This is a genomic window from Bradyrhizobium sp. AZCC 2289 (genome assembly GCF_036924615.1).
Taxonomy (GTDB): Bacteria; Pseudomonadota; Alphaproteobacteria; order Rhizobiales; family Xanthobacteraceae; genus Bradyrhizobium.
The window spans coordinates 3301734-3318950 of the sequence record NZ_JAZHRY010000001.1 but is presented as its reverse complement, the minus strand read 5'-3'; the positions used below and the strand labels follow the sequence as shown (position 1 = coordinate 3318950).

Genomic DNA, 17217 nt, shown 5'->3' with positions numbered 1-17217 from the left:
GAGCGGGTTCGGCGTGATCGTGGGGGGCCGCACCAATCGGATCCGGGGGATGCGAAAAAGATGATCGAGGAAAATCGCGCCGTTCAGCATTGCGGGCACGGCACCGGGACGCCGGCGCCGAAGCTCATCAGGCTCCGGAGCAATCTAGGATCTCGAATCTTTCGATCGGGATCGGCGCGAACGACGATCTCGGTCGAATGTCAAGTGCGAGAATTGCGGCTGCGATTCCGCTCATTCCGTCCCCTGTGGTATGTCGCCTCCCTCCAAACGTGGCTGGAGGTCGCTCCTATGTCTTTGCCGCCAATCATTAGAGCGCGCGGTTTCAATATGGTAATGCTTAAATATCGGAACCATCATGAAGCGCGTTCATCATGGGACGCGATCGCGGCGGAGCTCGATTTTTCCGGCGATGAAAACTAACGGCGCGAGACCCGCGATCCTGATTTGCCGCTAGACGCCCTTGGCTTATACCTTCCATTGCGAGCTGGCGCCTTTTTGGCTTTCTTTCTGAGGCCTCCTCCAGAAACTCTAGTCATGGTCACGGGCGGCCGCTTAGGTTCGGAGCTCAGCTCGACGGCCTCCCGGATGAGGGCCCTCAGCCACAGCGAACCGGGATCGTCGTGTACGCGGCTGTGCCACAGCATCGAGAATTCGATCGTCTCCGCGTGATCCCGAGGAAAGTCGATGATTTTGATCCGCGCCGAACTCGCGCAGGCTTCTGCGTAGCGGCGCGGAACGAGCGCGACCATGTCCGTCACGGCCGTGACGGCGACGGCGGTCGTCGCATCGTAGACCATCATCGACGACGATGCCCGCTGAGCCAATCGAGGGGTACCCGCTTCGTTGTCCGCCTCCAGGATCATGCGAGACACAAGATCGTTGCGCGCCGACGGCTCGCGCGACTTGTCGACGGCCGTGCCGATGCCGACGAAGAGGCGGGGCCACGCGAGGAAGACGGCTTGGTCGAACGGTTGTTTAGCGAGAGGATGATGGGCGCCGATCGCCCACGCTTTCTCGTCACGAAACACCACCTCCGACCGGAGGCGGGGCGGAACTTTGTCGAACGCGCCCAACGCGATGTCGACCTGCTGCTGGTCGAGCGCCTGAGCGAGGCCGGCTCTGATGTTCACGATCTGCAGGGTTATGCCAGGCGCGGATTTGCGGGCGAGCGCGATCAGGTTGGGAACGACCAGCATGCAAAAATAGGCTCCTGCCGAAATGACGAAGCGCTGGCGGGTCTTGGCCGGGTCGAACGTCGGCGCCGCCACCACGCTGCGGATATCGGCCAGCGCCGCTCGCAGCCGCGGCGCAAGCTGATGCGCGCGCTCCGTCGGCTGCAAGCCCGACGGAATCTTTATGAATAGGGGATCGTTCAGCACGACTCTGAGCCGCGCGAGCGCATGACTGACCGCCGACTGCGTAAGGAAAAGACGAGCCGCCGCCCTGGTGGCGTGGCGCTCGTCGTACAGGATCTCAAAGATCCGCAGCAGGTTGAGATCGATGTCCATCATGAGCCATCTTGATGACGATCCTGAACTGTATGCATTAGCATAATTATACGGGAGGCACTATGTTTTTCGGAGGAAACGAGAATCGTCGAAATCGATTTCATGGAGAGCAACGTGAAGAAGGTCCTTTCTGCCACTGCGGCCCTCATCACCCTAGGCGCGAGCATGCCCGCACTCGCCGCGGACTTGCCGGCCCGCACATACACCAAGGCTCCCGCCTACGCGGCTATGCCGATTTACAACTGGACCGGGGTCTACATAGGCGGTCACATCGGTGGTGCCTTCACCGGGGACAACAGCTTCGCGGGCACCAGCTCCGACAATAACGCACAATTCCTCGGCGGCGTGCAGATCGGCGGCGACTATCAATTCGCGCAGAACTGGGTGGTCGGCGTCGAAGGCCAGTTCAGCTGGCTCGGCAACAGCAATGGCGTCACCTTTCCGGGCGGATTTGCCTACACCAGCAACCAGAGTGGTCTCGGCTCGGTGACCGGCCGAATCGGCTACAGATGGGGTCCGGGTCTGCTCTACGTCAAGGGCGGCTACGCCTATTCCGATTACAGCGACTCTCTCACCCTGAACGGCGCGCCGGCGGCTTTCGCTCTCAACGGCAGCCATCACGACGGATAAAGGGTCGGCGCCGGCGTCGAATACATGTTCGCTCAAAACTGGTCGGCCAAGATCGAATATCAGTACTACGACTTCGGAAAGACCAGCTTCATCACGCCCCCCCGATCTCGGCGTTTTCGGCAGTGCCCACAACGACCAGCACACCGTGAAGGGCGGTCTGAACTACCGCTTCAACGGGGGAGGCCCGGTCGTAGCGAGATATTGAACTGCGTTGACCCGAAAGCATAGAAGATCAGAGATCGGGTTCTTGCGCCGGTTTCGCGGAGCGGCGCGTCGCAGCGGGCGCGGCGCTGGAGCAAATGGTTCCTTCGGCCGGTCCTTTGGACCCTATTCCGCTTGCGTCGCTTGGGGCCGGCGGTGGATCGCGAAATCCAGAAAAATTTGTCGATTTTGTTTCGCTCGCGCTGGCTCGAGCCGCCCTTCGACGGGGACAGATTCCTCGAACTGCTATTCGATGGACTGAGCGCGATGTGCGGCCATGGCGACCAACCGTCCTCCCTTCTTCCGCCGGGTCATGCACTCGATCTCGCCATATCCATCACCGATTTCTTCGGATATCCGCGCGACTTAAAAATCAACACACCGCTCTGGATTTCGGAGCGGGAGCACGAGTTGTCCTGGGTCTTCAAGTATCGCAATCGGCCTGATCAACCCTCCGACCTCGACGACGGCAATGTCGCCGGCTTGGCACTTGCCGCCCGCGCGACATCGAGCTTTCCCGGTGCATTCCCGCCCGTCCAGCCGGCAAACCTCAGCCGGTTGCTTGCCAGGCGCGGGCTGACCTGGCCAAATCGGGCGAAGTTCATGGCTGCGAACTTCAAGCATCACATCGACGCGGGCGTGGATCCGGAAAGCGCATCGTTATTGGATGGCAGCATCGTAAATAGCAAACCGTTCTCCGCCGTCCTCAACATGATAAGAGACCAACCGGCTCATCGAGACGTCGACAGGCGCGTCGTGCACATCGAACCGGATCCGGATCGAGCATCGCAGCCGCCGGACGGGCAGATCCCAAACTTCATACGGACCCTGGAAGGCGCGATCCTAGAAATTCCCTTGCACGCACCGATCCATCGCTCACTCGACCAGGTCCACGAGTTCAACAGGATCACCCGGCGCATCCTCGAGGTCTTGAAGGCGTCCTATCCCGAACTGGCCGGCTTCGTCACGACGGTGACGGACCACGTCCCGCCGACGGGAGATCCCAGCTACACCGTGGAGCATTGGCGGGAGGCCGCCAACGCGTTGGCCGCAAAGGAGGCGAGCTACGCCTACCAAGTGTACGCGCGGTTGAAAACGTTCGCTATCATCGACTCCCTGGTCGAACTGATCTGCGAACTCGGCCGGATTGACCAGGCCTCGGCCATTCGTACGAGATTCTCCGACGAGGTTCTGAGGTGGGCCGATCGGCGCGGCGCTATTCCTCCCGAAGGATCGCTCGCCATGGCGGACGGATCGGGATCTCGTCCCTGGATCGACTTCCTGCTTCATTTCGATGCCGAGTTCCGTCGCCGCAGACTGTCCTTCGTCATGCGGGGCTTGAATCTTCTCTATTCGCAGTTGGAGGAGCCGGACTTCGGGGAAGTAAGGCCGGATCGAATCGACGATCTGAAGAGCCGCTTTCAGTCACCCTTGGGACGATTGCGCAGTCTGCGAGCCGGCGATTTCGCCAGCGAGGCGCTTCGATCCCTCGTCGTAGTGCTGGCAACGAGGCTGCGCGTCGCTGGTTACAGGAAGACGGGGGCATCGGTCGCGGCCCGGAAGGATCTGGACCGAGACATGGACGACGTCATGGAGCAGCTCCGTCAGGAATTCGATCTTTCGAACGTCGATCAGGCCGTCGACGACATCGTGGCCCTGTCGATGGCCGACGAGATGCCGAAGGTTCTACGGCAAGAGGTGCTCGTCTACTACATCGGCTTTCCATTCTGGGACGTCTGGACGTATCCGATATCGGAATGGCGTGCCGTCGAAGAGCACCGGGAGATCCGCGTCGATCGCATCAGTCCGATAGATGCCGTTCTGCTCCGGAACGGGGTACGCTCCTCGCGACTCAGGGGAGCGGAGCTAAGACATTTCGCGGGCTTCTTTAGCAGATCCCGCCGCGAGCACGATTATCTTTGGGGTCGCCTCGACGGAGCCGAGCTCCTGATCGATATCGTGGCGGACGCCGCGGCCGTCGAGGGCGCGTCGGCGGATATCGACGTCAGGGCGCTCAAGCGGGACGCATTTCGAGCGATCCTAGATACCGAAAAGCATCATCTCCTGGATGAGAGCCTGTTGGCCACAGTGAGAAGCGAGATAGACAAATTGTAGCAGCAGAAAATGCCGGCTATTCGGATTTTCGTGTGGAATTCGACGTGATGGCGCCCATGTAGATCGCCGTGCGCGGCAAGCCGGAGGCAGCGCCGATCTCGGCCGCGGGCGCTTGGATAAAGATGCAATAGACGATCAGGAGGATCAGCGCGACGCGCAGATAGGGCAGCAATTTCGCCCAGTCGCCCCCGAAGTTGGGCGTCTCGCGTGATCCAACTTCAGCAGGCTGACAAGGGGCTTTGGATGGCGAAGGAATCAGTTATTGTGGCGACGCGCCCTGCCCGACTGGGGAGCGGCGGCCGTCCCACCCGCAAGGAGGCTGTGCGGCGTGACGCGCGCTTGCTTGACGTCGCAACAAAGCTGTTCATGGAGCGCGGTTTTGATGGCACATCGATCGATGCGGTCGCGGTAACGGCCGGCATGAGCAAGCCGACCGTCTACGCACGTTATCGCGACAAGCGGGATCTGTTCACGGCCGTGCTGCGAGCCACGATCCAACGCCGGCTCGCTCCTCTATCAGCGGCGGCCGCGGCCGCCAAGGTCAACCCTAAGAGCGTAGAGAGGACGCTGCACGGTCTTAGCCGGCACCTGCTGGCCCACGCCTCGACACCTGAGGTGGTCATGCTGCGGCGAACCCTTGCGGCACAGACCGTCCAGTTTCCGGAAGTGGCAAAGCTCGGTTATGAAGAAGGTTGGCTGCGTGGGGTTCGGGCCATCGCAACCCTGCTGCAGCAGTTTGCCGACCGCGGTCAGATCAAGATCGACGACCCCGCAATTGCGGCCGACCTGTTCCTAAGTCTTGTGCTGGGGAACACCGAAAAACTCCACGTCATCGCAACCCGTCCAAAGATTCAGGAACAACGCAGAGTGGCTGCCGTCAAACTCTTCTTGAATGGCGTGAGCCCTCGCTGAGGTCCGGCTTACATCTACGAATTTGACGGTTGAGACAGGCCACTTTCCGGGGCTGCCTTTGCGGTCGATGCCAGCCTGATTGCTGCCGATGCCAAGCCGCGTTGTTGTCAGAAGATGCCCGCCCGCAAGGTCCCGCGTTCAATTTGCGAGAACGCTCGAGACGTTGCGCGCGATATCGCCAAGACCGAGACCTACGTGACGTCGCGGCGTGAACGTAAGAAGATCGAGATGCAGTTCGCGCATCTCAAGCGCATCCTGCGGCTAGACCGGCTCAGGCTGAGAGGTCCGTCCGGTGCTCAAGACGAGTTCCTCCTCGCTGCCACAGTCCAGAACCTCCGAAAGCTGGCAAAGCTGATCCCAATGTCCGCCCCCATGCCGGCCTGCGAGCAAACAAACTCACGCGCGCCTGATTCCTTGCAACATTGGCTTTGGCTAAGTCGGCGGGTTCGAATATGTGAAGCCTATTATGGTTTGCCTGCATCGACGGGGCGCCTCTCATTTTAGCTTTTGGTCAAAGGTCTGAGCGGCATCACCCCGGCGGGCGTTCGCAAAATTGTCCAGCGGTATTCCATGCGCTCACCTTGGCAAGCCGCGGGGGCCGGTGACTTGAGTTCGTAGCATGAAGAAAACCGGCCAAAACAAAATCCCATGTCTATCGAATTCGGTATTGAGAGAAATTCAGCAATATCTGTCGGTAGTCCCCAGGAAGGTATCCTTGTCCAATCCGCGGACGCCTCTGTCTTTACAAGGGTCAGGAGAACTTCATTCGGCGGATGCGCCGAGCGAACGCGGAGGCCGCGTCATGACCAACCGTTGCAGCAATCCCGAGTGCGCGCGTCCCTTCGGACTGATCCGGCACAGCTGGTGCTTCGAGCAGTTCTGCTCGACCAAGTGCCACGAGGCCTACAAGCGGCAGCTGCAGCGCAACCGGAACTATTGGAAATGCCTCCACCAATCCCCGGAGCCGGCGGCGGCCCAACGGAAAAATTGATCTGACGACCAGCGGGAGCGACGTCCAAAGGAGCGACCATGACGACCGTCGATGCGATGCTGGTGGGAGGGATACTGGCGTGGGCGCCCTCGCTGATCATATTCCTCTATATCGTGCGCGACCTGCGCGACATGCCCCCGCGATGACCTCGGTTGATCGTCCCGGAATCCATTTGTCCCTCCGGGGCGACGCGAAGCGGGCGCGCCATGATGCGCAAATCCATTGGGCCACGTACATTGCGCAGAATGGATTCCGGGTTCTCGCTTCGGCGAAAGCTTCGTCCGTTCGAGTCCGACCTGGTCCTCTATTCTGCATAATTTCGGGGTGCTTTTCCCTTATAGTGCATATTCGGCTTCGTTGTGCGCTTCGCGCCTTTGGTGGAACGGTGGACACGCAGGCTTGAGGTGCCTGTGCTTCGGGCGTCCGCACAATACAAGGGGTGGCGTCCGCCTCATTCGGCTGACGTGTGCTGGCGCATCGTCTCTGCCTTTGCAGCCGCCGTTTGCTTATGACGGCGCCGAAAGCTCTTGGCTGCAATGGCGCTGAGTCGCCGACCAGCTCCGCCCCAAGCCACCCAGGCTCGCCGCCTTCCCGGACGAGGTGGGCCGATCGCTCGCCTACATGAAGTTCCCGGCCCACAGGCGTGTCCATCAGTGGCGACGCTACTAGGACGCTGGCCGAAACCCAATTGCCGACCTTCTTCTAAAGTGCTCTACTCAGTGCTCCAGCCGGGGGTCTGCAATGAAGCGCAGTCGGCCCACGAGTGTCAGGGGTTTAGCCGCGCAAGCCAAGCCGCGACGCGGCAAGCATCATCCGCACACCAGCGAATGGGAATGGCGGGAAGTCTTCGAGCACACCCCGGTCATGTACTTTATGATCGATGCAGTTGGTACGGTCCTGAACGTGAATGCTTTGGGCGCTGCGCAACTCGGTTATTCGGTCACCGATTTGATTGGCCGATCAGTGCTGACCACCTTTCTTCAGGAAGACCGAGAATTTGTGCGAAACCGCTTCGCGGATTGCGTCAGGACTGTTGATCGATCGCACACCTGGGAAGTCCGAAAGGTCAGGAAGAATGGCTCTGTGTTGTGGGTTCGCGAAAACGCCAGAGGTGTACGTGGTGGCGATCGCGTTCTCATCCTAATTGCCTGCGAAGATATCACCGAGCGCAAGCAGACCGAAAATGCTCTTAAGCAGAACGAGGCCTATTTGGCGCGGGCTCAGGAATTGAGCCGGACGGGTAGCTTTGGCTGGAATGCTGCCACCAACGAGGTCATCTGGTCTAGGGAGACCTATCAAATCTACCAATTTGATCCGACGGAGAAGCCGACACGGGAACGCAACTACCAGCGTATCCACCCCGAAGACCGTGCCTTTACACGAAAAACTATCGAATTGGCATCCCGCAGCGGAAAGGATCTCAGTTTCGAACACCGATTGCTGATGCCGGACGGATCGGTGAAATACGCTCGCGTATTAGCTCGAGCCAGCCGAAGCGCATCGGGCCTCGAGTACGTAGGTGCGGTGATGGATATCACAGCGGCAAAGGAGGCGGAGCAAAAGCTCCGCGAGAGCGAGCAGCGTTTCCGGGACTATGTCGAAACGGCGTCAGACTGGTATTGGGTCTGGGAATCAGACCGGGATCACCGGCTGACACGCATGATGGATCACCCGAATGCCGTGGGCCTCGCGTCCTCCAGTGTGATTGGTCACCCTCGATGGGAGTTTGCATCCGACATCGAATCGGAGCCTGAAAAATGGCAGCAGCATCGGGCAACGCTCGACGCGCATCTTCCATTTCGAGATTTTGTCTATCGCGTCATAAATCGGACTGGTGCTTCGATCTACGTCCGAGCGAGCGGTAAGCCGATTTTTGATGCAAGCGGCAACTTTGTCGGTTATCGGGGTGTGGAAAGCGATATCTCGGTAGCATATCGCGCGGACCAGGCCGAACGTGACCTGCGCAAGGCACAGTTGGAGCTTGCCCATGTCATGAGGTTAACGACACTGGGCGAACTGACAGCCTCCATTGCCCATGAAATAAACCAACCGCTAACCGCAGTGACCACCAATGCCGACGCCTGTATCCGCTGGCTTTGCCGGGAACCTCCGGAACTGGACGAGGCGCGCCGCTCGGTGAAGCGGATTATTGACGACAGCAATCGGGCAAGCGAAGTGATCCAGCGGATCCGGGCACTCGCGAAGAAGACCGATATTGAGAAGGTGCCGCTCGATATCAATGACCTCGTAAAAGAGGTTGTCGCGTTGGTTCAGCGCGAACTGGTGAGCCATGCGGTGTCGGTTCGGATGGAGGAGGCACCAGCTCTAACCAGGACCTTAGGTGATCGGGTCCAACTTCAACAGGTCATGATCAACCTGATCATGAATGGAATTGAGGCTATGGAATCCGTCGTCGATCGGTCGCGCGAATTGGTGATCCGGTCGTGCAAGGACGACGGCGGCCAATTGATTGTAACAGTGGCAGATTGCGGAACCGGAATAAGCCCCGAGGTCGCCGAGCATTTGTTCGATCCATTCTTTACCACCAAATCGGGCGGCTTGGGCATGGGGCTATCGATCTGTCGTTCGATAGTAGAAGCTCACGGTGGCAGGATTTCGGCTCGCCGGAACGACGGGGTGGGCACTACGTTTCAGGTTGCTCTGCCCGTCGCATGAAAAGGAAGCTGTTGCTTCAGGCAATCTCCTATCACGATCTGCCCTGGTGCAATGCGTTCGAGTTGCGACTGCAATTCGGGAAGATCTGTGAGACAGCTCCCTCTCGTTTAGGCAGCCTCTTCGCGAGGCTTCCGAAATGGCGAGTTTAGCGGTGTAGCGGACCACTGACTCAAAGCTCGACAGATTTATCGCATCGTCGGATATAGACCCCAACACGGCTGCCCTCGCCAAGGCAGCCGTGTTGGTTCGCGAATCTTGGCCTGGATCGGCAATGAGGCGGTATGCTTGGTCTGCAGAGTAAGCCGCAGAGGCATCCGAAGCAGGCCACCGACCAGGCGGCCGACCGAAAGGCTGCGCTCGCTTTCGAGAAGGAGCAGGAGCGCCGCGAGCGCGAACGCGCGAAGGAAGAGGCCGCCCGGCAAAAGGAACGAGAGCGACGGCAGCGAGCGGTCGACGAGGCGCATAGCTCCTTGGATGCTGCTCGTCGGAAGCACGAAAAGAACGCTGCCGACATCCAAACCCAGATCGAAGTTCTCGAGGAAATGTCGCAGGCCGAAGACGCCCATTGGGAGAAGGAAAGGGAACGATTGGAAGCTGCGCTGCGACGGGCGAGAGGGTAGGGCCGAGAGAGTGCAGCGGAAACACTACCTTTTTGAAAGATGTTTCGCCTGCAAGGCCGTAACGCAGAGGAGTAGCCGACGTGCAAAAAGGGGCGCTTTCTGTAGCCGGTAGGGCGCTTAGGACGGGACTCGGCTTTATTCGTCCTTCCATTTGATCGAGCAGCCAATAGACGCCTTTTGGTCAGCCGGCGCCACACCGGTGGTCGCAATCGCACGCATGGCCTCGACAAGCTCTCGGGGCGCCCCCGCGCGAGGCGGAGTTTGTGCGGCCTTCGTCGAGCCGGCCGCGATACTTGAGCTTGCGGTCGGCATTGTAACCGAAGAAGTCCGGCGTACAGACCGCTCCAAACGCTCGAGCGACTGACTGGATCTCGTCGTGGAGATATGGAAACGGGAAATCATGAGCTTTCGCGAAGCGCTTCATATTCTCAAATGAGTCTTCGGGATAGCTCGCCGCATCGTTCGAGCAAATCGCTGCAAAGCCTACGCCCTCCGACATCAGTACGCGGGCGTCCGAAACCATGCGGTCGATCACCGCTTTGACATAGGGACAATGGTTACAGATGAAGACGACGACCGTGCCTTTTTCGCCGGCAACGTCGTCCAGTGCGTAAGTCTTGCCATCGGTGGCTGGAAGCCGGAACTCCGCCGCTGTCGTGTCAAGAACGCCTCGGGTAGCTGTTGTCGCCATATCGCACCTCCTTGTGTCCAAATATATGCTGACGACGGCCTGCCGGGGCACAGTTTCCAAAGCCTGCTCGCGAGCCGCAGGCCAGTCATTTCCGGTCTACCCCCCGACAGCCGACGTGGAAAGAAGCGTTGAGGTTGCAGGCAGCGTGGTCGGAAACATGCTGGATATGATGATTGCGCAAGCGCAGAGATCGAGCCCGCCGTATTATTAGCGCTGAGGGCAAATCGCCGTGCCGCTTGCTTTCCGTTTAGATGTAAGTCTATCTGGTTTCTCTTCGAAGTTGATCGACTAGATCTGGCTGAACCGGGTCGAACTCTAATGGCGGTTGAGTAAACGTAAGGGTCGAATCCAGCTAAGGCCTCGCCCACGAATAAGTGAATCTGCGTTTATTGGCGGTTTCATGTGGTGGGATTCCCCCACGGGCATGATGCTTGTAGCATATGGGTGTGATTGATGAATCGGCCATCCGCCAGCGATTTGAGGCGCTCGATCCTTTGCTGGACGAACGCGGATGGCGGCGTTTTGTGGCGGCGGAGGCGTTGACGGCGGGTCACGGAGGCATCGTCGCAGTGTCGCGGGCCACTGGGGTAGCTCGCAGCACAATTGGGCGCGCGCTCGAGGAATTGCGCAGTGGCGAGCACCCTGATCCAGAACGGATCCGCAGGTCGGGTGGTGGACGTAAGCCCCTGATTACGACGGATCCGCGTCTTCTCGATGATCTGCGCTCACTGGTCGAGCCGGCGACGCGAGGTGATCCGCAATCGCCGATGTTGTGGACCTCGAAGAGCTTGCGCAAGCTTACCGAGGGCTTGGGCCGCATGGGCCATACGATCGGCCGCACCCTGGTCAGCAAGCTGTTGCACCAGCTCGACTATAGTTTGCAGGCCAACCGCAAGACGCGAGAGGGATCGAACCATATCGATCGCGATGCCCAATTCCACTACATCAACGATCGCGTCAAAGAGGCGCTTGCCTCCGGCAACCCGGCGATCTCCGTCGATACCAAGAAGAAGGAGTTGGTTGGCGATTTCAAAAACGGCGGACGGGAATGGCGGCCGAAGGGTTCACCCGAAGAAGTGCGCGTCCACGACTTCGTCATTCCCGAACTCGGGCGAGCCCCCTATGGCATCTACGACATTGCCGGCAACACCGGCTGGGTCAGTGTCGGCATCGACCATGACACCGCGGCTTTCGCAACCAACGCCATTCGAAGCTGGTGGCAATCGATGGGCCGGGAGCGCTATCCCATGGCTAAAAGCCTGCTGATCACTGCCGATGGCGGCGGCAGCAACGGCTCACGGGTGCGGCTGTGGAAGCTGGAGCTGCAAAAGCTGGCCGACGAACTCGATATCCCGATCTCCGTCTGTCACTTGCCGCCAGGCACCAGCAAGTGGAACAAGATCGAGCATCGCCTCTTCTCCTTCATCACCAGCAACTGGCGTGGAAAGCCGCTGATCAGCCATCAGGTGATCGTTCAGCTGATCGGCGCGACAACTATAAAAACCGGTCTCAAGGTCCGTTGCCAGCTCGATCCCACGACCTACCCTGCCGGCAATCAAGGTCTCCGACCACGAACTCGCCGCCGTGAACATCACCCGCCATGAATTCCACGGCGAATGGAATTATACAATCAGCCCAAAGGCCCGCACCTTGCAGCGTTAGTTTGCGGACGATGCCTAAAGACCTCACGAGATCCCTTGTGGCCAGCGGTCGCAGCGCTCAGCGCGAGGCGTCGCGCGTGCAGCGTCTCAAATTGATCTTCAATTGCTTAAGCTCGGCGACGCGCTGATCGATGCGCCGCTCCCATAGCTTGTGCAGCGGCCCCCAGACCTTCGGCGGTAACGGATGGATATCCGGTAGCTTCCTCAGTTGCTCGGCGATTTCATCGAGGTTGAAGCCCGCGCTCTGCGCGAGCGTGATCAAGATGATCTTGTAAAAAGTCGCTTTGCTGTAGCGGCGCTGGCTCCCGCTCGTCTCGCGTTCGGACGTGATCAGGCCGAGCTTCTCATAGTAACGCAGCGCCGATGCCGGCACGGAGGTGCGCTCGGACATCTCGCGGATGTGGATCAGCTCATCGGCGGGCCAAGTCCATTCCGGGCACACGTACTGGACCGCGTGGTTCGCTCGCGATCGGTTGGGAAGATCCATGGACTGCAAAACCCCGTTTGATGCACTGGCGGTAAAATTGTCAGTAGCACAAAAGTGCATCGGCGCAAACGTTCCTCTTGTTTTAAAGTTGAAGTTAGCTTAAGCTTGAAAAGACATCACTCCTGTGCCGCCGATCCCCGCCAAGCCGAGGTGAATGTCGAAATGCATAAGAAGCCCGAAGGCGTGAGCTACCGCCTATCCGATCCCGCTCCCCTCTACCTTCTCATCATTCTGGTTGCCCTGGGCGTCGTGGCCGTCTCTGTAGGCCGGCTGGTCCTGCTCCTGATCGGTCTCCTCTAATGATGCCGCTCCCTGTCCTCTGTGTTCTCGTCATTGTTATCGCCAACCGCATCGTCGTTGGCGCCGCTGCGTTCGTTCTCGCGTGGCTGGTGGGGTTGCTGTGACGCCGCTGTACCGCATTCGGGTAAAGCCAAGGAGCTGGTAATGAGAACTGTAGGTGACCGTCTTAAAGATGCCGATGCGTGGTGGAAATCGGGACCGAAGGTGTCGAACACCCTCCGTGAGCGCGTCCAGCGCTACGGCCTCTATCAGGCTTTGGACATAACCTTCGGTTTCGACTGGCGGTTTGCCGACGCTGATTTTCCCCCTCCGAGGGGGCGGCTTCTGAGTGGCCTCCTCGGCACTGCCCGCCGCCTGATCCCCCGCCGCATCATCCCTAGCCGTCGGAATCCTGCCCGTGGCACAGACACTGCCTGAGCTGCGCATCGTCCCCTGCGAGGCTCGGTACCGATCCTGGAGATCGACCGATGAGGAAGCTTAGATATCGACTATCGATGTTGGTCGAAGACTTTCTCCAGCGGTGGGCGGCCGCGAAGGCTGCCGCCGGTCTCCGCAAGATGCTGCGCGAGTACGGCTTCACCGAATTGGAGTCCGGACGATGGGAAAGGCCGCTCACGCCGACGATCGATCCCATTGAGATCACGCTGCCGATGAAGAAGAGGCCGCTATCTCCTGCCCTCTATGCTTTCATCATTGTCATCGCCAACCTCGTCGCCGTTGGCGCCGTTGCGTTCGGTCTCGCGTGGCTGGTGGGGCTGCTATGACCGAGCTGCGATCATCCCCTGCGAGGCCTGCGGCGGCGACGGCTACTTCGCCGAGCCGGTGTCCCATGATCCCTTCTCCGGACGGATCAAGGAGCACCTCATCGTCTGCACCGCCTGCGCCGGCTACGGATCCGATGAGGCCGAGGTAGAGCCGGTAGAGCTGGAGGACATGGAAAGCATCCCTCCAGCCTAATCCAACCAAAAGATAGAAATATTGAACCCGCTGGGACGAAGAATTCGGGTGGTCAGCGCCCTTCAAGTCGAAACGTGATGAGGAAAGCCTAATGCCCGCTCAAATCATATCGCTCGCCGAGGCCCGCGCCCGCCCGCGCAAGGCGCCAAAATCCGACGGCTGTGTGGATGGCCGTATGTACCGAACTGTTTCCGATGTGGTGGAGGATCTGAAGATGACTTTGAAAATACTGAACAACACGGCGTCGTTTCGAACGCAGGAAAATGCGCCGGTGCAAAAAGCTTTCCTCTTGCCTTTTTTAAAATTGAAGCTAACTTGAACTTAAGCGGACATCACTGCCAGCCAAGAGGACACTTGTGCCGTAATGCGGCCACCCTATGCGGCGCACTGTGGCTCTGGAAGGATCGTATCAATATGCTATTCCGGCCCGACAAGCTCGCGCTGTTCATAGATGGCGCCAATCTTCATGCGACAAAGACGGCGCTTGGTTTCGATATCGACTACAAGCGCTTACTCAACGAGTTCCAGAGCTGGGGGCGCTTGGTGCGCGCTTACTACTACACAGCGATCAGCGAGGATCAGGAGTATTCATCGATACGCAAGCTCGTCGATTGGCTGGACTACAATGGCTACACGGTCGTTACCAAGGCGACGAAAGAATTCATTGATGCCGCCGGGCGCCGGAAGCTGAAGGGAAACATGGACATCGAACTGGCCGTGCACGCCATGGAGCTGGCGGAGCATATCGACCATTTAGTGCTGTTCTCCGGGGATGGTGCTTTCCGCATCCTGGCCGAAGCGGTGCAGCGTCGCGGCGTCCGCGTCACAGTGGTCTCAACAATTGCGAGCCAACCTTCGATGGTTTCGGATGAGTTGCGCCGCCAAGCCGATGACTTCGTCGACATTGTTGAGTTGCAGGCTTTCATCAGCCGTGACCCTACGGAGCGCCCCGCCTCGCGTGACTTGCGCCACTACTCGCCCGATCTTGCGCGGCATCGTGAGAGCTCGTCGAATTAGAGCGGTAGTGCGCTCCCGAACGAGCAGGGCTGCTGAAGCATTCGCAGAAATTGTGGTGAACTATGGCCTGCCGCCGAATAGAAATCCGCTAGTTGGGGAACCGACCATGACAGCATTGTCCATTCTCGAACTGGTCCGCGTCACCGTGGAGACCGACGCACGCGGCGCGCTGGACAACGCCCGAGACCTGGCGGCGCATGCCGAGAGATGGGGCTATCGCCGGATATGGGTGGCGGAGCATCACAACATGCCGGGCATCGCCAGCGCTGCAACCTCCATTGTCATTGCCCATATGGCGGCAGGTTCGAAGATCATTCGGGTCGGCGCCGGCGGCATCATGCTGCCCAACCATTCCCCCTATGTGATCGCCGAGCAATTCGGCACGCTGGAGCGGCTGTTTCCTGGCCGCATCGACCTCGGTCTCGGCCGCGCGCCCGGAACCGATCAGCTCACGCTGCGCGCGCTTCGGCGCGCGCCTGAAGTCGCCGAGCGCTTTCCCCAGGACGTGCTCGAGCTGCAGGCGTTTCTCGCCGCGACTGGCCCGGACCAGCGCATCCAGGCAGTACCGGCGGCCGGCACGAATGTGCCGCTCTGGATTCTGGGCTCCAGCAATTTCGGGGCGATGCTGGCGGCGGAACTCGGCTTGCCCTATGCCTTTGCCTCGCATTTTGCGCCGGAGTTGCTTATCCCGGCGCTTCAGATCTATCGTGCCACCTTCAAGCCATCAGAACAGCTCCGCTGGCCCTATGCGATGGTGGGTGTCAACATCATCGCCGCCCCGACCGACTCCGAGGCGCGGCGTTTGGCGACGACCCAACAAATGTCGTTCGCCAGCATTTTTCGTGGCGCGCGTGGGCTGAGCCAACCGCCGATCGACGATATCGAAACCTTTTGGTCCCCGACGGAGAAGGCGCAGGCAATGCGTATGCTCGTGCGTTCCATCGTGGGTTCTCCGGAGACGGTGCGTGACGGCATCGCGAAGCTGGTCGCCGAGACGGACGCCGACGAGCTCATGGTCGTATCCGACGTCTACGACCATGCATTGCGGCTGCGCTCCTTCAAGCTCATCGCCGACGCAGCTGGCGCTGTCCTGAGCGGGCAGTTGCGTGGCAGTTTTCAGCTCAAAGGAGACCAGCCATGAAGGCCGTCGGATACAAGAAATCGCTTCCCATCGATGCCGCGGACGCTCTGATCGATTTCGAGGCGCCTAAGCCGGAACCGACCGGCCGTGATATCCGGGTTGCCGTGAAGGCGGTCTCGGTCAACCCGGCTGACTACAACGTGCGCAAGCGCGCCGAGCCGCCGGAGGGCCAGATCAAGATTCTGGGCTACGATGCGGCCGGAATCGTGGACGCCGTCGGTCCCGAGGTCACGCTGTTCAAGCCGGGCGACAAGGTCTTCTACGCCGGCTCGATCCAGCGCCATGGCACCAATTCCGAGTTTCATCTGGTCGATGAGCGCATCGTCGGCAAGAAGCCGAAGGCGCTGTCCTTCGCGCAGGCCGCAGCCCTGCCCCTGACCACGATCACCGCCTGGGAGCTCCTGTTCGACCGGCTCGGCGCGGTGCCCGGCAAGAGCCTCGATCCGCGGACGCTTCTGATCACCGGCGGCGCCGGCGGGGTCGGCTCGATCCTGATCCAGCTCGCCCGCCGGCTGACCGGACTCACGGTGGTTGCTACCGCGACGCGGCCCGAATCCCAAAAATGGTGTCTCGACCTCGGCGCGCACGCGGTGATCGATCATGCCAGGCCTATGAAGGAACAGATCGAGAAACTGAAGCTGTCACCGGTCGCGCTTGTGGCAAGCCTCACCGCGACCGATAAGCACTACAAGGCGATCGCCGATTTCATGGCGCCGCAGGGCAAGTTCGGCCTGATCGACAACCCGGCCGAGTTCACTGTCGGCATGTTCAAGGGCAAGGCGATCTCGATCCACTGGGAAGCGATGATGACCCGCTCCTCGTTCCAGACGCCCGACATGATCGCGCAAAATCATCTGCTCAACGACGTCGCCGATCTCATCGACAAGGGCGTGCTACGCACGACGCTGGACCAGACCTTCGGCACCATCAATGCCGCCAACCTGAAACGCGCCCATGCGCTGCTGGAGAGCGGCAAGTCGCGCGGCAAGATCGTGCTAGAGGGATGGTAGGGCTCGGCTCCTTCATTGCAAGACCGTAGGACGGGTTGAACAAAGCAAAACCCATCCTACGCGTCTACGTCTGGTCGCGACGTGGCTCAGCCCTTTCGACGAAAGTGCATCGGCGTAAAAAGCTTCCTCTTGCATTATATTTAAGTTTAAGTTAACTTCAATATAGTGACGTCGCTGCCAGTCAAGAGGACACTCGTGCGTATGCGTCCGGCGCCGCGCCACCGACCCCGAAATCAAGATCGTGCTAAGTAAATGGAGGATTCAAATGGACAGTTCAAGCAAACTGCTTGTGTTGGGTGC

General features: G+C 59.7%; 15 protein-coding genes and 4 pseudogenes. 15 read left to right on the top strand and 4 right to left on the bottom strand.

Annotation, left to right across the window (positions count from 1 at the left end):
- Positions 1 to 416: 416 nt before the first annotated feature.
- Complete coding sequence (locus tag V1289_RS15990; RefSeq protein WP_334397799.1) at positions 417 to 1511, bottom strand: LysR family transcriptional regulator; 1095 nt, start codon at positions 1509 to 1511, stop codon at positions 417 to 419.
- Positions 1512 to 1622: 111 nt separating this feature from the next.
- On the opposite strand from V1289_RS15990, the pseudogene V1289_RS15985 reads away from it, so the two are divergent.
- Positions 1623 to 2343: pseudogene (locus V1289_RS15985) on the top strand (outer membrane protein).
- Positions 2344 to 2495: 152 nt separating this feature from the next.
- Positions 2496 to 4454: a patatin-like protein gene (locus V1289_RS15980; protein ID WP_334397798.1), complete on the top strand. Its 1959-nt coding sequence runs from the start codon at positions 2496 to 2498 to the stop codon at positions 4452 to 4454.
- A 16-nt stretch (positions 4455 to 4470) separates the two neighbouring features.
- On the opposite strand, the gene V1289_RS15975 is transcribed toward V1289_RS15980, so the two are convergent.
- Complete coding sequence (locus V1289_RS15975; protein WP_334397797.1) at positions 4471 to 4626, bottom strand: hypothetical protein; 156 nt, start codon at positions 4624 to 4626, stop codon at positions 4471 to 4473.
- Positions 4627 to 4697: 71 nt separating this feature from the next.
- Between V1289_RS15975 and V1289_RS15970 the strand changes: the two genes are divergently transcribed.
- The 6 genes and pseudogenes from V1289_RS15970 (at position 4698) to V1289_RS15950 (ending at position 9653) form a co-directional block, all read left to right on the top strand.
- Complete coding sequence (locus V1289_RS15970) at positions 4698 to 5366, top strand: TetR/AcrR family transcriptional regulator (protein WP_334397796.1); 669 nt, start codon at positions 4698 to 4700, stop codon at positions 5364 to 5366.
- 93 nt (positions 5367 to 5459) lie between these two features.
- Positions 5460 to 5741, top strand: a pseudogene (locus V1289_RS15965) (transposase); the annotation flags it as partial.
- A gap of 244 nt (positions 5742 to 5985) precedes the next feature.
- Positions 5986 to 6357 (top strand): hypothetical protein, encoded by a 372-nt coding sequence (locus V1289_RS15960; RefSeq protein WP_334397795.1) that lies wholly within the window; start codon positions 5986 to 5988, stop codon positions 6355 to 6357.
- 473 nt (positions 6358 to 6830) lie between these two features.
- Positions 6831 to 7005: pseudogene (locus V1289_RS49745) on the top strand (IS256 family transposase); the annotation flags it as partial.
- A gap of 93 nt (positions 7006 to 7098) precedes the next feature.
- Complete coding sequence (locus V1289_RS15955) at positions 7099 to 9033, top strand: PAS domain S-box protein (protein ID WP_334397794.1); 1935 nt, start codon at positions 7099 to 7101, stop codon at positions 9031 to 9033.
- A gap of 281 nt (positions 9034 to 9314) precedes the next feature.
- Complete coding sequence (locus V1289_RS15950; protein ID WP_334397793.1) at positions 9315 to 9653, top strand: hypothetical protein; 339 nt, start codon at positions 9315 to 9317, stop codon at positions 9651 to 9653.
- A 135-nt stretch (positions 9654 to 9788) separates the two neighbouring features.
- Here the strand turns inward: V1289_RS15950 and V1289_RS15945 are convergent.
- Positions 9789 to 10344: pseudogene (locus V1289_RS15945) on the bottom strand (thioredoxin family protein).
- A gap of 440 nt (positions 10345 to 10784) precedes the next feature.
- Between V1289_RS15945 and V1289_RS15940 the strand changes: the two are divergent.
- Positions 10785 to 12006, top strand: a protein-coding gene (locus V1289_RS15940; RefSeq protein WP_442896015.1) for an ISAzo13 family transposase whose coding sequence is annotated in 2 segments (ribosomal slippage) — positions 10785 to 11897 and positions 11899 to 12006 — 1221 coding nt in all. Because the reading frame shifts where the segments join, the coding sequence is not laid out codon by codon here.
- A 57-nt stretch (positions 12007 to 12063) separates the two neighbouring features.
- Here V1289_RS15940 and V1289_RS15935 read toward each other — a convergent pair.
- On the bottom strand, positions 12064 to 12396 hold the full coding sequence (locus tag V1289_RS15935) for a MerR family transcriptional regulator (RefSeq protein WP_334407490.1): 333 nt from the start codon (positions 12394 to 12396) through the stop codon (positions 12064 to 12066).
- Positions 12397 to 12597: 201 nt separating this feature from the next.
- On the opposite strand from V1289_RS15935, the gene V1289_RS15930 reads away from it, so the two are divergent.
- The 6 genes from V1289_RS15930 to V1289_RS15905 all read left to right on the top strand — a co-directional run bounded on the left by V1289_RS15930 (position 12598) and on the right by V1289_RS15905 (position 16917).
- Positions 12598 to 12792: a hypothetical protein gene (locus tag V1289_RS15930; protein ID WP_334397791.1), complete on the top strand. Its 195-nt coding sequence runs from the start codon at positions 12598 to 12600 to the stop codon at positions 12790 to 12792.
- A gap of 494 nt (positions 12793 to 13286) precedes the next feature.
- Entirely contained in the window at positions 13287 to 13556 is a 270-nt protein-coding gene (locus tag V1289_RS15925) for a hypothetical protein (RefSeq protein WP_334397790.1), read from the top strand.
- 284 nt (positions 13557 to 13840) lie between these two features.
- Complete coding sequence (locus tag V1289_RS15920) at positions 13841 to 14068, top strand: hypothetical protein (protein ID WP_334397789.1); 228 nt, start codon at positions 13841 to 13843, stop codon at positions 14066 to 14068.
- 95 nt (positions 14069 to 14163) lie between these two features.
- Entirely contained in the window at positions 14164 to 14766 is a 603-nt protein-coding gene (locus tag V1289_RS15915) for a LabA-like NYN domain-containing protein (protein WP_334397788.1), read from the top strand.
- Between the two features lie 106 nt (positions 14767 to 14872).
- Positions 14873 to 15907: an LLM class flavin-dependent oxidoreductase gene (locus V1289_RS15910; protein WP_334407488.1), complete on the top strand. Its 1035-nt coding sequence runs from the start codon at positions 14873 to 14875 to the stop codon at positions 15905 to 15907.
- Entirely contained in the window at positions 15904 to 16917 is a 1014-nt protein-coding gene (locus tag V1289_RS15905; protein WP_334397787.1) for a zinc-binding alcohol dehydrogenase family protein, read from the top strand. Before V1289_RS15910 ends, V1289_RS15905 begins: the two co-directional genes overlap by 4 nt.
- Positions 16918 to 17217 lie beyond the last annotated feature (300 nt).

Coding starts and splice junctions, on each gene's coding strand:
- V1289_RS15990 (WP_334397799.1), bottom strand. CDS start 1,511: ATGATGGACATCGATCTCAACCTGCTGCGGATCTTTGAGATCCTGTAC.
- V1289_RS15970 (WP_334397796.1), top strand. CDS start 4,698: ATGGCGAAGGAATCAGTTATTGTGGCGACGCGCCCTGCCCGACTGGGG.
- V1289_RS15960 (WP_334397795.1), top strand. CDS start 5,986: ATGAAGAAAACCGGCCAAAACAAAATCCCATGTCTATCGAATTCGGTA.
- V1289_RS15955 (WP_334397794.1), top strand. CDS start 7,099: ATGAAGCGCAGTCGGCCCACGAGTGTCAGGGGTTTAGCCGCGCAAGCC.
- V1289_RS15950 (WP_334397793.1), top strand. CDS start 9,315: ATGCTTGGTCTGCAGAGTAAGCCGCAGAGGCATCCGAAGCAGGCCACC.
- V1289_RS15935 (WP_334407490.1), bottom strand. CDS start 12,396: ATGTCCGAGCGCACCTCCGTGCCGGCATCGGCGCTGCGTTACTATGAG.
- V1289_RS15925 (WP_334397790.1), top strand. CDS start 13,287: ATGTTGGTCGAAGACTTTCTCCAGCGGTGGGCGGCCGCGAAGGCTGCC.
- V1289_RS15920 (WP_334397789.1), top strand. CDS start 13,841: ATGCCCGCTCAAATCATATCGCTCGCCGAGGCCCGCGCCCGCCCGCGC.
- V1289_RS15915 (WP_334397788.1), top strand. CDS start 14,164: ATGCTATTCCGGCCCGACAAGCTCGCGCTGTTCATAGATGGCGCCAAT.
- V1289_RS15910 (WP_334407488.1), top strand. CDS start 14,873: ATGACAGCATTGTCCATTCTCGAACTGGTCCGCGTCACCGTGGAGACC.
- V1289_RS15905 (WP_334397787.1), top strand. CDS start 15,904: ATGAAGGCCGTCGGATACAAGAAATCGCTTCCCATCGATGCCGCGGAC.